The following is a 14,810-nucleotide window of genomic DNA, read 5'->3' as shown; positions in this document are numbered from 1 at the left end:
ATCCCGCCCCTTAAAAAAGGGCTGCGCTGCGGTTATCGCAGCGCAAGGGAAGATTACAATCACCCCCAAATGCTGGATGCAATTTGGTAAGTGAAGAAGGACATCAAATAAGCCAATCCAAACAGATAAGCTGTCATGATGGCCACATGTTTCCAAGAACCTGTTTCACGACGTACTGTTGCCAAAGTCGCGAGACAATGTGGTGCATAAATAAACCACACCAATAAAGACAATCCAGTTGCCAATGACCAGCCTGAACCATCCGCACTAATTAAGCTCGCCAAGCCCTCTGCAATTGCATCATCATCAGCGCCAGACAGTGCATAAACCGTACCCAATGCAGCAACCACCACTTCACGTGCAGCCATTGCGGGAATCAAAGCAATACAAATTTGCCAATTAAAACCAAGTGGTGCAAAAATGGGTTCCATCAAATGACCCAACATCCCTGCAAAACTATAATCAATCGCAGCGCGGGTTGCATCTTCAGGTGCTTGAGGGAAAGTACACAGAAACCAAAGTAAAATCGATAAAGCGAAAATGATTCCACCAACGCGTTTTAAGAAGATTTTACCTCGATCCAATAAACCAATTGCCACACTTCTGATATCGGGAATACGGTAACTTGGCAATTCGAGTAACAATGCATGCTGTGATTTATCCTTTTGTAAAAACTTGGTCACAAAGGCAACACACAACGCACTAACAATACCAGCCATATATAAGCCGAACAGCACCAAACCTTGCAGGTTAAAGATTCCCAACACAGTTTGACTTGGAATAAATGCAGCAATTAACAGTGCATAAACTGGTAAGCGCGCGGAACAGGTCATCAACGGCGCAACCATAATCGTGGTAAAACGATCCCGATGGTCGCTAATACTCCGCGTCGCCATAATTCCGGGAATTGCGCAAGCAAAGCTAGACAATAACGGAATAAACGCACGCCCACTCAAACCGGCTTTAAACATTAACTTATCGAGTAAAAACGCTGCGCGCGGTAAATAACCTGATTCTTCTAATACCAAAATAAAGAAGAATAAAATTAAAATTTGTGGCAAGAACACCACCACACTACCCGCCCCAGCGATAATCCCATCAACCACTAAGCTATTCAGTAAAGGATTCGCAATCGATTCGCCCAACATCTCACCGAGCCAAGCAAAAAAGTCCTCGATACCATCCATAAAAGGGGCGGCCCAAGCAAAAACCGCTTGGAACACCACGAACATCATGACGGCAAGACTAAGTAGACCTAAGACTGGATGCAAAAATATTTTATCTAGAAAGTCAGTACGTTTATCTTCCTGATCAACAAAGCTCACCACATCTTTGAAAATCACCTCGATTTTCTGATGATGTTCACCCGTTAAACCACTTAACTCCGTTTGCGGGATCGCATACTTTTCTTGATCCAAAGCGTGACGTAAACTCTCGATGCCCGCACTGCGAACAGCAACCGTTTCAACCACAGGTACGCCTAAGCGCTGTGAGAGCTTCTGCGTATTAATCTGGATACCGCGACGACGCGCCTCATCCATCATGTTCAATACAACCAGTATCGGCCGACCAAGCTCAATCATTTCCAAGACCAAGCCCAAGTGCAATTTCAAGTTGGTTGCATCTACGACACATAAAAAGGCATCTTGCTGCCCTTCTTCCGCAATTTTACCTTGGCAAACATCACGGGTAATTTCTTCATCTGGACTGGTTGCTTGTAAGCTATAGGTGCCTGGCAAATCCAGCACACGCACACTTCGGCCAGAAGGCAATTGAAAGTGACCGACCTTACGCTCAACCGTTACACCCGCATAGTTGGCAACTTTTTGGCGTGTTCCGGTTAAATGATTAAATAAAGAAGTCTTACCGCAGTTTGGATTTCCCACAAGGGCAACACGTAACGCATCACTCATGCAGGTGCTCCTTCAAGTTGAATTTCAATTTTATCGGCTTCAGCTTTACGCAATGCAAAGCGCGTAAAACCGATCTGGATGAGAATGGGGTCACCACCAAAAATACCTTTGGTCACCACTTGTACTTGTGTACCTGGCACAAAGCCTAAACTCTCTAAACGAACTGCCACAAGATCTGCATGTTCCGTTTCATCGACTGAGCGATTTACTTTGGTAATCATCGCTGTTTGCTTGACTTTTAATGCTGATAAACGCACCACTTTTCACCATAAAACCTTTTGCCCAAGTATACAGACAAATGAGAATAATTACCAAAAGCAATCTCAATGGCATTTACAATAAACCTCCAATCGACAAGCCTTCTGTTTTCTTTTACAGTGCCAACACATCATGCATATCTGAATGACCATGTTAAATAAAAAACCGCGTATCCCTGCCGCCGTGAGCATTCCTGAACATTTGGGTTTTTTACAGGGTTTCCGTGATTATTTAGTTGCGCAAACCGTCAGTCCACATACCCGTAATGCTTATTTATCTGACCTGATTCAATGTAGTGAATTGCACAAAAATGGCGTATTACCACAATGGTCGAGTGATGATATTGCGGATGTATTGATTGCATTGACCAAAGCAGGAAAGAGTCCTCGCTCTATCGCTCGCTGCTTATCCGCTTTACGTCAATTTTATAAATTTCTAAGAGAACAAAAACTCAGAGATGACAATCCTGTTGCCACCCATCAATCGCCGAAAATTGGTCGAGCATTGCCAAAGGATCTATCCGAACAAGATGTGGAGGCTCTGATTCATGCACCAGACATTAGCAATGCTTTAGGTCTACGTGATCGTGCCATGCTCGAGGTTTTATATGCTTGCGGTTTGCGCGTTTCAGAGTTACTCAATTTGCGTTTAGAACTCATTAATTTAAAACAAGGTTTTTTACGTATTACGGGTAAAGGCAATAAAGAACGTCTAGTACCCCTTGGGCAATATGCTTGCGAGTGGATCGAAAAATATTTAGCAGAATCTCGACCACAACTGTATAAGAGTAGTACTGATTATCTATTTCTAACCCAACATGGTGGAATTATGAGTCGTCAAAATTTTTGGTATGCAATTAAACGCTATGCCCTGCAAGCCAACATCCAAACTGAACTATCACCGCATACCTTACGCCATGCTTTTGCAACACACCTTTTGAATCACGGTGCTGATTTACGTGTCGTCCAAATGCTACTCGGACACAGTGACCTGTCTACCACACAGATTTATACTCATGTTGCGCAACATCGTATGCAAGAACTGCACAGCAAACATCATCCGCGCGGCTAAAATGACTTTTTATCTGGGAATCAGCGAGAAGATATTCTCATTCACAGAGAGTCAGCAAGATTTAACGAAGTCATTTGATTTTTTTGGTATGCTTAGCCGCTTATAGAAATGAAAACGTACAAAAAAGGTTCTTTATGGTGTTTACTCGATCTCAGCTTGTACTTGCTTGTACATTAGCCTCAACCTTATTGGTCAGTGCTTGTTCAAAAGAAAATTCAGCACAAAAACAAGATACGCTCACAGCAAGCACACCTGCGACAGGTGAAGCATCCACGTTAAATGAGCGTAATGCACAACAACGTTTGGTCTCGACTTTAGAAAAGAATTTTAAAACCGCTAAAATTAACGCCAAAATCGTTTCAATACAAAAAACTGAAGTTCCCAACTTATTCTGGGTCAATCTTGAAGGTATGGGTTCTGTGTATGCCACCAGCGATGGTCAATATATTATTCAAGGTGACGTGATTCGCTTAGGCGACAAGCAATTGCATAATGTCAGCGAAGCACTGCAAGCCACTGAGAACAAAAAACACTTGGCTTCATTAAAAACTGAAGACCTGATTGTTTATCCAGCCAAAGGTGGTAAAGCCAAACATATCATTTATGTATTTACCGATTCGAGCTGTCCATACTGCCACCGACTCCATGAAAATATTCCTGCCATAAACGAAAAAGGCATTGAGATTCGTTATATTGCATGGCCGCGTGGTGATCAATTTATGCCAACGATGCAAGCCATCTGGTGTAGTAAAGATCGTAAAGCTGCATTTGACCAAGCGATTCAAGGCTTACCTGTGACAGCAGCCGAGTGTAAAAACCCAGTAAGCGACCAATACCAACTCGGTTTAAATATGGGTGTAAATGGTACGCCTGCAATTTATAACGTTGAGGGTGAGTATTTAGGCGGCTATATGACTGCGGATGAAATCGCTCAACGCTTAAACAAATAAGCCTTTTCTCTACTCCACCAAAAGAACGACTTGGGCGACAGATTAAAGATGATCTTAGCCCTAGTGTCGCTGCATTTTTTTAGCTATGATCAAGCTTCATTAAAATGATTGAATAAAATGGAGTGTGACGTGAAACCAGTTCGTCTGGCGATACTCGGTCTTGGTACTGTTGGTGGTGGAGCCCTTAAATTACTACAAGAAAATGCTGCTGAAATTAAACGCCGTACTGGTCGAGAAATTCAAATTACACACGTAGGCACCCGCCGTCCACGTCCAGATCTACAACTCGCAGGGATTCAGCAAAGCGCTGATTTGATGGAAATTGTACGTCAACCTGATGTTGATGTCGTGGTGGAAGTCATGGGTGGGATTCATCCTGCTTATGAACTGATTATGGAAGCCATTAAACATGGCAAGCAAGTCGTCACAGCAAACAAAGCCTTACTTGCTGAACATGGCAATGAACTGTTTAAAGCTGCTGAGGATAACGCGGTCCAAATCGCTTATGAAGCAGCCGTTGCTGGCGGTATTCCGATTATTAAGGTGATCCGTGAAGGTCTTGCTGCCAACCATATCCAATGGCTCGCAGGGATTATCAACGGTACAGGTAACTTTATCCTCACCGAAATGCGCGAAAAAGGTCGTGCATTTGCAGATGTTTTGGCTGAAGCACAACAACTTGGTTATGCTGAAGCTGACCCAACCTTCGATGTTGAAGGAATTGATGCAGCACACAAGCTTACGATTTTAGCCTCTTGTGCTTTTGGTATCCCATTACAATTTAACAAGGTGTATACCGAAGGGATCAGCAAAATCACCGCGCAGGATGTGAAATATGCCGAAGAACTTGGTTTCCGTATCAAGCATTTAGGTATTGCTCGCCGCGCAGCCAATGGTATTGAACTTCGTGTACATCCAACCTTGATCCCTGCTGAACAGTTGATTGCCAATGTAAACGGCGTTAAAAATGCAGTGTTGGTACAAGCGCATGCCGTCGGTCCTACGCTTTATTACGGTGCTGGCGCTGGTGCAAGTCCAACGGCTTCTGCTGTCGTAGCTGATGTGATTGATATTGTTCGTGACATCTCGTATACCGAAGATGGTGCGGGGACCATTCCGCAATTGGCATTTGAAGCCTTAGCCGACATGCCAATTTTAAGCCGTGAAGAAATGACGACTGGATACTATATCCGTCTAAATGCCGAAGATCAGACAGGCGTACTGGCTGATGTCACTGCGATTTTAAGCCGTACAGGTATTAGTATTGATGCCATCATGCAACAATCTCGTCTAAAAGATTTGATCCCAATCGTGATCTTAACTGATCCAATTGTTGAATCAAAAATGGATGAAGCGCTTGCACAAATTCAAGCATTACCTGCAATTCATGGCGAAATCGTCAGAATTCGTTTAGAATCGCTCGATAGTTAATCAGGTTTTTAAATCCCCCTAAATCCCCCTTTTCAAAGGGGGGACTTGCACATCGTCAAGTCCCTTTTGAAAACAAAGATTTAAAATATCTATATATTGGAACACCATCATGTCGAATGCCAATCGTTATACTGGTCTTGTAGATCGTTATCGTGACCGTTTACCTGTATCTGCAACTACGCGTGCAATTTCTTTAGGTGAAGGTAATACACCGCTCATTAAACTCGAGAATATTCCACGTATTATTGGTAAAAACGTTGAAATCTACGTGAAATACGAAGGTCTGAATCCAACAGGTTCATTTAAAGACCGTGGTATGACGATGGCGGTGACCAAAGCAGTTGAAGAAGGCTCTAAAGCGATCATCTGTGCATCTACAGGGAATACCTCAGCAGCAGCAGCAGCTTATGCAGCGCGTGCAGGCATCAAGGCATTTGTCTTGATTCCAGAAGGCAAAATTGCCATGGGTAAAATGGCTCAGGCGATGATGTACGGTGCGATTACCATGCAAATCCGCGGTAACTTTGATGATGGTATGCGTCTGGTCAAAGAAGTTGCGGATCAAGCACCTGTTACTATTGTAAACTCAATTAACCCTTATCGTTTGCAAGGTCAAAAAACCATTGCCTATGAAATCGTAGAAGCTTTGGGTCGTGCACCTGACTATCACTGCTTGCCAGTGGGCAATGCGGGTAACATCACTGCACACTGGATGGGTTATACTGAAGCTGTTGCAAATCAACCTGCTGATCAGTTTGAACAAGTGATTTATGATGCGGCTACAGATCAGTTCACAGGACCTAAGCCAGAAGGCTTACCAACGATGGTCGGTTATCAGGCTGCTGGCGCTGCACCGTTCTTACGTGGCGCACCTGTAGAGCATCCTGAAACTGTTGCAACTGCGATTCGTATTGGTAACCCACAAAGTTGGAACCATGCTAAAGCAGTAGTACGTGATTCTAAAGGTTGGTTTGATGAACTAACGGATGCTGAAATCCTAGAAGCACAACGCTTACTTTCAATGTATGAAGGTGTCTTTGTAGAGCCTGCATCAGCAGCATCGATCGGTGGTGCAATCCGTGATCTTAAAGCGGGTAAAATCGCTGAAGGTTCTGTGATTGTCTGTACGGTGACAGGTAATGGCTTAAAAGATCCTGATACCGCGATCAAGCAATGCGCTGATGCTGTGATGTTGTCGATTGATGCTACGATGGATCAAGTGAAAGATTCGATTCTTTCTAATATGTAACCATCGCGTCTTATGACAAAAAAAACCAGTTGCATGCAACTGGTTTTTTATTTGTTCAATAATAATTAAACACGTTTTGGCAAAGTATTTAACCAAGTCAATAAATTGGTTGCATCACTATTTCGTGCTTGCGTACTTGGCGCACCCAATAACACCACAACCGCTGGACGTGAATTCACAGTAGTGTGCATGACCACACAGCGTCCTGCTTCATTAATATATCCAGTTTTAGACAAATTAATATTCCAACCACCATTACGTACTAAAGCATTGGTATTATTTGACTTCAGTACACGATAACCTAAATTAAAATCATAGGTCGGTGTGGTTGAAAACTGACGAATCAAGCCATACTGCGATGCTGTACTGACTAGAATGCCTAAGTCACGTGCCGATGAAACATTGCCCGGATGTAAACCTGTGGACTCGACATAATGTGTCGCTGTCATTCCCAATTGTTTTGCTTTGCTGTTCATCGCCGCATAGAAGGCATTACGCCCACCTGGATAAGTTCGCGCTAAAGCAGCAGCAGCAGGATTTTCTGATTTCATCAAAGCGAATAGTAATAATTCTGCTCGATTCATACTATCGCCTGCGCGTAGTGTGGAACTCGAGTTCTTCCCGCCTGCGCCAGCAAAATCAATGCTCTGTAAGGTGATTTCTTCAGACATGTTCAATCGAGCATCAGCAGTAACCACGGCTGTCATGACTTTGGTGATTGACGCGATTGGCAAAGCTGAGTTGGTATTTTTGCTATACAGCACTTCACCCGTTTGCGCATCCATCACCAATGCAGCGCGTGCATTGACTGAAGGCTGGCTGATTGAACCAGAAGTATCGCGTATCTGAACGCTTTGTTGTGGCGTTGCTGATGAACTTATCGTAGCAGAGCCACCACTACGCAAGGTCGTCGTTACAGACGTAGAGCCTTGTGGACCAATATCCAATGACTCATCATCATTCATCAATTGATTGACATCACTGGCCGACCAGCTCAATGAAGCTGAACCATTGTCAATCGAAGACGCTGAATTGTTATTGACAACTAACTCAGCAAAACTTGTTGAGCTGCAAGCCAACAAGATAGACATGCCTAAAACATGCATGACGGATTTTTTAGGATTTTTCACGACACAATACTCAACTCAGGATGCTGCACATTTGCGCTTACTATCATTATGCCTTACATTTGAGCATATTGGGTAAAGCTTTTATAGACACAATTGTGTACAACTATTCTCTTAAAATGAAGAATAGCATTGCTAATTTTGTCATTTCATTGCAAGCTAATTTTGCTTTATGTAACAAAAAACCAATTTTTTAATAAAAGGAGGTCTTCTTGATCACTGTTCTCGTTGTTGATGATCATGAACTCGTACGTACTGGTATTTGTCGTATGTTAGAAGACCACCCAGAAGTTGAGGTCATTGGACAGGCCGAATCTGGAGAAGACGCGATCGCTATTGTTCGCCAAAAACACCCTCAGGTTGTGCTTCTGGATGTAAACATGCCGGGGATTGGTGGTGTAGAAACCACACGACGCTTGTTACAAAGTGCTCCGGATACCAAAGTTATCGCCGTAAGTGGTCTAGCAGAAGAACCTTACCCTTCCCTTTTACTCAAGGCAGGCGCCAAAGGATATATCACCAAAGGTGCACCGATTGCAGAAATGGTTCGTGCGATCAACAAAGTGATGCTGGGTGGTAAATATTTCAGTGCTGACATCGCTGAGCAACTGGCCAGTTCTTATCTTTCTGATACGCAGCAATCCCCTTTTGATGCGCTGTCTGAACGTGAAATGCAAGTGGCGATGATGGTGGTCAACTGTATTAGCGCCCAAGAAATCGCTGATAAATTATTTGTCAGTGTGAAGACCGTAAATACCTATCGTTATCGTATTTTTGAAAAACTGGCAATTGATAGTGATGTCAAACTCACCCATCTTGCGATTCGTTATGGACTGATTAAACCTTAAAACCCTTGTGAATCGCCTATGTTGGGAAAAATTGCATCCTCAGTGTCACAAACCATTTACCAACTAGGCGCTTGGTATAGCGGATATCGTCTGATTATTTCCGTCAGCTTATTGCTCATTTACCTATTGACCGCCGAGCAACTGGCCAACAATTACATTTACCCGTCTTTATATTTCTATACGCTGATTGCTTATGTCACGCTCAATATCGGTCAGCTTTTATTTCTAAGATTGGTTCCATCACAAATCAGTAAGCAGCTGATCTTGATCTTCATCATTGATGTGGTCTGCTTAAGTATCATCACCTTTTCGACTGGTGGCCCCAATCTGCAACTCAGCTTGCTCTACGTCATTATTATTTTTTCATCTGCGATCTTATTGGATGCCCGACTTTCCCTGATTATTACGCTTTTTGCTGTGATCATGGTGATTTACCAGCGTTTCATTGGTAACTTTCTTGATTACAACAACTTAAATCATTTAGGCAATAGTCTGCTGTTGGCATTTTTATTCTTCGTGGTGTTTGCGATTGGGCGTATTGCAGTACAACGGTTTAATATTTTAGAAGCATTGACCTTTCATCAATCGATTGAAATTCATCAACTTCAAAATATTAACCGCTATATTCTGGAACAAATTGAAGACGGCTATTTGGTGCTCGATGAAAGCAATCATATCGTATTGACCAATCCCGCTGCCAACGCCTTATTGGGCATCCACGTGCCTGTCTCGACTGAAAAAACGCCCCTCATTAAGTGGCAACCCGATCTTTTTGAACTGATTAAATTTAGTGATTTAGAAGATGGCGAAGAGTTTACATTTGAGTCACAACAGAGCCTATATACCGTCAATGTTCGGGTGAAACATTTAATCGTTCCTGAACAAGCATTGGTGTTGTTGGTATTAAAAGATGCGCAGAAGCTCACGCAACAAGTACAACAATTAAAATTAGCTGCGCTAGGTCAACTCTCGGCCAGCATTGCCCATGAGATTCGCAACCCTTTGGCTGCGATCGTACAAGCCAATGAATTATTCAAAGCCAGCGATGAGCATCAACAAGAAATGCTGTCTCGTATGATTAGCAAACAAGCGAAGCGGATTGACTGCATTGTGCAAGACACTTTGGCGATGGCACGTAACAAGCCAACAGAGCCTCAAACGATTGATCTGACCACATTCTTTGAAAGTCTATGCAATGAGGACTTAGCTGACGTCAAACACATGATTCAGCTGAATATTCCTGAAGACATCAAAGTTCTATTTGATGACAAACAATTACGCCAAGTGCTGATTAATTTAATTCGAAATGCATTGCGCCATAATGCCTCAGATGCCCCTTATATTGAGATCGAAGTTCAGCGCAATGAGGGGCGAATACGCATTGATGTCATTGATTTTGGTACGGGTGTTGCGAAACGTGACCTTTCTCAACTGTTTAAACCATTTTTTAGTACCGAAATTAATGGAACTGGTTTAGGATTGTATCTGTCTCATACATTTTGTGAGGCAAATCATGCAAAGCTCACTTATGTAGAGCGACAACAAGGAGCATGCTTCAGGGTTGAGTGCTCAATAATTAATTGATTAAATTAGGTTTTTCGGGGAATGACAACTAAACAACCACTCGTCTTGCTTGTAGACGATGAAGAGGACTTGTGTCTCTTAATGCAAATGACACTTGCACGAATGGGCATCAAGACACATCTCGCTTATCGGATTGAGCAAGCAAAAAAGTTTTTCACTGAGTTTCAGTATGATGCTTGTCTAACAGATTTAAACCTCCCAGATGGCAACGGTTTAGATTTAGTCAAACACGTCACTCAAAACCATCCTAACACACCCATCGCTGTACTAACGGCTTATGGCAATATGGACATTGCGATTGCAGCACTAAAAGCGGGTGCATTTGATTTTGTCAGTAAACCAGTCAATCAAAAGCATTTGGATCAATTGATTCAAAAAGCCTTGAATCGACCGCAACCTGAACAAGAGGCAGCCGAAACAGCGTTAGAAAATAAACTGTTAATCGGGCGCTCGCCGCCAATTCAACAGTTACGGATCGCTTTAAAGAAAATTGCGCGTTCTCAAGCGCCTGTGTTTATTACAGGTGAATCAGGAACAGGCAAAGAGGTGGTTGCAAATCTGGTCCATCGTTTAAGCAATCGTAGTGAAGGGCCATTTATTGCTATTAACTGTGGTGCGATTCCAACTGAATTGATGGAGAGTGAGTTATTTGGGCATAAAAAAGGCAGCTTTACGGGTGCGACACAAGACAAACAAGGCTTAATTCTTTCTGCACACGGCGGTAGTTTATTTTTAGATGAAATTGCTGAATTGCCGTTGAATATGCAAGTTAAATTACTGCGTGCAGTACAGGAAAAGAGAATTCGCCCTGTCGGTTCGGATCAGGAAATTGATGTTGATTTTCGAGTGATTAGTGCCAGCCATCAAGACCTTGAACTATTGGTGCAACAAGGTCGATTTAGACAAGATTTATTTTTCCGTATTCATGTGATGGATATCGTACTTCCACCCTTACGCGAACGCGGGCAAGACATCCTGTTATTGGCCAATCATTTCATCCAGAGAATTAGTCAGGAATGGGATTTATCGCCTAAATCCTTATCTACTCGTGCCGAGCAGTTCTTGCTACAGCAATACTTCCCTGGCAATGTCCGTGAATTGCGTAATATCATTGAACGCGCAATGACACTCAGCGATGACAACAGCATTGACCTCGCACACTTACAGACCGCACCTTTGCGCAGTCCGATCTCGATGCCGACAGCATCACTCTATACTCAAGAAGATGTTGAACAAGCACAATATTCAACCAGTCCAAGCACCAGTTCCAAAAAGCTTCCACCTGAAGGCTTAGAACGTTATTTAGAAAATATTGAGAAAGAAGTCCTGCTCAACGCACTAAACCTAACCCATTGGAATCGAACCTTAGCCGCTAAGAAATTAGGGATGACCTTCCGCTCTTTACGCTACCGTTTAAAAAAGTTCGGCTTAGATACTGAAGAGGATGAATAATTCTTAAAAAAATGAAGCCCCTACTAAATCAGGGGCTTCATTGCATTAAGGTTTACTTTTCAGCACTAATTCGCTGATATGCTCTAAATAATAATCTTCTTTCATTTCAGGCTGCAACGCATAGCTTTGATTCGGCTGAATACCTTGCCCTTCGATCATCTGATCTTTCGGCGTGTAATAATGCGATACTGTCATTTGTAGCGCAGCACCACTCGGTAACGGAAACAGTTTTTGTACGACACCTTTGCCGTAACTATTTTCTCCGACTACCCATGCACGTTTATGATCTTTTAAAGCGGCGGTAAATACTTCGGCTGCGGATGCTGAACGTCGATTAATTAAGATTCCCAATTTAAGCTTTTGAAACTCATTCGATGGTAACGCCTGAAATTGCTGATCACCTTCAGAACGGCTCTTGGTTGTGACGATCAGACCTTGATCCAAAAATAAATCTGCCGATTCAACTGCAGCTGAAAGTAGACCACCGGGATTATTGCGCAGATCTAACACCACAGCTTTTAATTTTTGTGAACCAAATTCCTCGATGAGTCGTTTAATTTCATTGGCTGTATCTTGTTGAAATACTCTAATTTTAAGGACTAAGACTTGATTGTGTAATAAAACGGGCTCTATATCTGTTTCTACTTTCTTATTTCTGACCAAGATCAGTGTACTTATATTGCTTTCTGGCAAAATTTGTATGGTACTGCCAATCGAACCATACAATAACCCTTGGACTTGATCTTGATTTAAGTTTTTTAACTCTTGATGGTCAATTTTAACAATCGCCTGCCCATTACGCAGACCTAGTTTATTCGAATCAGAGCCTGTTTTTAGACCTTGAATCTGCCACAATTTTGTATGCGCATCATAATTTAAATTAAAATCGACCGAAGCCAAATCACCTTCGGTATATTGAATCAGTTGACGGTATTCTTCAGCAGATAAATAACGAGAATAATTATCTAAGCCACTCACCAAACCTTTAATCGATTGCTGAAATAAAGCATCATCTGATTTTTTATCAACATAGTTATCTCGAACAATGCCATAAATCTGTACAAACTGTTGAATCGACTCAATCGGCACTTCAGCACTAGGTGATGTACTATCATCGCCCCATCCAGAAGGAGGGGCAGCATGAAGTGTAACGCCCCAACACATCAACAAACTTGCCCATAGTGCTCGATAAATGTTGTTGTGTTGAGTCATACGTTCGCCTTCTAAAAGCATCGCGCTGTATAAAGCGCGATTAAGGGGGAAATTACTGTAAAGTAATTAAGTTCTTACCTTGCATTTCTGGAGGTACAGGAATCTGCATCAAATGCAGTAAAGTTGGCGCAACGTCAGCCAAGATACCACCTTCAGCAATGGTTGCTTGGGTAGGACCAACATAGATAAATGGAACTGACTCAGTGGTATGCTGGGTATGGACTTGTCCACTGACATAGTCTTGCATTTGCTCTACATTACCATGGTCAGCAGTAATTAACATATGCCCTTTGTTTGCCATCACCGCATCATAAACACGACCTAAGCAGGTATCCACGGTTTCTACAGCTTTGATCGCAGCGTCAAATATCCCCGTATGTCCAACCATATCACCGTTGGCATAGTTCACCACCAACAGATCAAACTCACCAGAGTTTATTGCATTGACCAACTCATCCGTGACTTCATAGGCACTCATTTCTGGTTTTAAATCATAGGTTGCAACGTTTGGCGATGGAATCAGAATACGTTTTTCACCCGTATACTCATCCTCACGCCCACCGCTAAAGAAGAAGGTCACATGTGCATATTTTTCAGTTTCAGCAATCCGTAATTGAGTTTTGCCTAAACTCGACAGGTATTCACCAATCGAGTTTTTTAACCCTTCAGGCATATAAGCAATCGGTGCATCGATACTGGCTTGGTAACGTGTCAGCATGACAAATTTTGACAATTGAGGAATAACTTTACGTGTAAAACCCGCAAAATCTTTTTCAACAAAAGCACGGGTAATTTCACGCGCACGATCAGCTCGGAAATTCATAAAGACCAGACTATCGCCATCTTGTACTTTTACAACATCACCAATACGTGTTGCTTTAACGAATTCATCATTTTCATTTTCAGCATACGCTTGTTCCAAACCTTCAACTGCGGTAGCTGCAACTCGAGTTGACTCACCTTCAGTCATTAAACGATAAGCTTGCTCAACACGATCCCAACGGTTATCACGATCCATCGCAAAATAACGCCCAATCATCGAAACAATACGACCTTGATTTGGATATTGTGCAAATAAAGCATCTAATTTTTCTAATGATGGTTTAGCACTACGTGGTGGCGTATCACGACCATCTAAAAATGCATGTAAATAAACCGTTGCGCCACGCTTCAAAGCGAGTTCACACATCGCAACAATATGGTCTTCATGCGAATGCACACCACCTTCAGAGAGCAACCCCATCACATGCACTGCACCATTGGCAGCTTTGGCTTTTTCAACTGCATCGATCAGGACTTCATGCTCAAAAAAAGCACCTGTACGGATATCTTTGGTAATACGGGTAAAATCTTGGTACAACACACGTCCAGCACCAAGATTCATATGTCCAACTTCTGAGTTGCCCATTTGACCATCAGGTAGGCCGACATCTTCACCTGAACCAGAAATCAAACTATTCGGATGCTTGGCTTTCATCGCTGTAAGGTTTGGCGTTTTAGCGGCTAAATACGCATTATCTTCGACTGCTTCACGATGTCCTACACCATCCATAATTACAAGAACGTGAGGAATTTTACCAGCATTTGCATCCGTCATAATGGGCTCTCTGTGTGTCTATCATTTGATCGGCATAGTTTACCGAAATTTAAGCAAATTCTCTATGACCTTGCTGCTGGCTTTTACCCATATACAGCATAGAAATCATAGCTCGATC

12 protein-coding genes are annotated in these 14,810 nt (G+C 42.6%); 7 read left to right on the top strand and 5 right to left on the bottom strand.

Annotated features, from left to right (window positions below; translation table 11 throughout):
* Positions 1-59 precede the first annotated feature (59 nt).
* Positions 60-1,913, bottom strand: coding sequence for a ferrous iron transporter B (feoB, locus tag F903_RS03690; RefSeq protein ID WP_005194687.1), 1,854 nt, complete (start codon positions 1,911-1,913; stop codon positions 60-62).
* Positions 1,910-2,170 (bottom strand): FeoA family protein, encoded by a 261-nt coding sequence (locus F903_RS03685; protein ID WP_034594829.1) that lies wholly within the window; start codon positions 2,168-2,170, stop codon positions 1,910-1,912. The genes feoB and F903_RS03685 overlap by 4 nt, the downstream gene beginning before the upstream one ends.
* Positions 2,171-2,321: 151 nt before the next feature.
* Here F903_RS03685 and xerD point away from each other — a divergent pair, with 151 nt between their 5' ends.
* From xerD to thrC, 4 genes are all read left to right on the top strand, one after another.
* Complete coding sequence (gene xerD / locus F903_RS03680; protein ID WP_034594872.1) at positions 2,322-3,242, top strand: site-specific tyrosine recombinase XerD; 921 nt, start codon at positions 2,322-2,324, stop codon at positions 3,240-3,242.
* A 134-nt stretch (positions 3,243-3,376) separates the two neighbouring features.
* A complete protein-coding gene (locus tag F903_RS03675) occupies positions 3,377-4,192 on the top strand; it encodes a DsbC family protein (RefSeq protein WP_005194684.1) in 816 nt (271 codons plus the stop codon).
* A 129-nt stretch (positions 4,193-4,321) separates the two neighbouring features.
* Positions 4,322-5,623 (top strand): homoserine dehydrogenase, encoded by a 1,302-nt coding sequence (locus F903_RS03670; protein ID WP_004668219.1) that lies wholly within the window; start codon positions 4,322-4,324, stop codon positions 5,621-5,623.
* 109 nt (positions 5,624-5,732) lie between these two features.
* A complete protein-coding gene (gene thrC, locus F903_RS03665; RefSeq protein ID WP_005194683.1) occupies positions 5,733-6,872 on the top strand; it encodes a threonine synthase in 1,140 nt (379 codons plus the stop codon).
* A gap of 65 nt (positions 6,873-6,937) precedes the next feature.
* Here thrC and pbpG read toward each other — a convergent pair whose 3' ends face one another.
* Complete coding sequence (pbpG, locus tag F903_RS03660) at positions 6,938-8,002, bottom strand: D-alanyl-D-alanine endopeptidase PBP7/8 (protein ID WP_004668215.1); 1,065 nt, start codon at positions 8,000-8,002, stop codon at positions 6,938-6,940.
* A gap of 209 nt (positions 8,003-8,211) precedes the next feature.
* Between pbpG and F903_RS03655 the strand changes: the two genes are divergently transcribed.
* Genes F903_RS03655 through F903_RS03645 form a run of 3 tightly spaced genes read left to right on the top strand, consistent with a single transcriptional unit; the run spans position 8,212 to position 11,883 of the window.
* The gene (locus tag F903_RS03655) at positions 8,212-8,847 is read left to right on the top strand and encodes a response regulator transcription factor GacA (protein WP_004668213.1); all 636 of its coding nucleotides are present in this window, start codon (positions 8,212-8,214) and stop codon (positions 8,845-8,847) included.
* A gap of 18 nt (positions 8,848-8,865) precedes the next feature.
* Positions 8,866-10,431 carry a sensor histidine kinase gene (locus F903_RS03650; RefSeq protein ID WP_005194682.1) on the top strand — a complete coding sequence of 522 codons (1,566 nt, stop codon included), beginning with the start codon at positions 8,866-8,868 and terminating at the stop codon, positions 10,429-10,431.
* A gap of 21 nt (positions 10,432-10,452) precedes the next feature.
* A complete protein-coding gene (locus F903_RS03645; protein ID WP_005194681.1) occupies positions 10,453-11,883 on the top strand; it encodes a sigma-54-dependent transcriptional regulator in 1,431 nt (476 codons plus the stop codon).
* 45 nt (positions 11,884-11,928) lie between these two features.
* Here the strand turns inward: F903_RS03645 and F903_RS03640 are convergent, their stop codons facing one another.
* The gene (locus F903_RS03640; protein WP_004668208.1) at positions 11,929-13,095 is read right to left on the bottom strand and encodes a S41 family peptidase; all 1,167 of its coding nucleotides are present in this window, start codon (positions 13,093-13,095) and stop codon (positions 11,929-11,931) included.
* Positions 13,096-13,147: 52 nt separating this feature from the next.
* Complete coding sequence (gene gpmI / locus F903_RS03635; RefSeq protein ID WP_005194677.1) at positions 13,148-14,692, bottom strand: 2,3-bisphosphoglycerate-independent phosphoglycerate mutase; 1,545 nt, start codon at positions 14,690-14,692, stop codon at positions 13,148-13,150.
* Positions 14,693-14,810 lie beyond the last annotated feature (118 nt).

The organism is Acinetobacter sp. NIPH 298 (assembly GCF_000369505.1).
Classification (GTDB): domain Bacteria; phylum Pseudomonadota; class Gammaproteobacteria; order Pseudomonadales; family Moraxellaceae; genus Acinetobacter.
The sequence above is the reverse complement of the archived record's forward strand: the minus strand, read 5'-3'. Positions and strand labels throughout refer to the sequence as shown.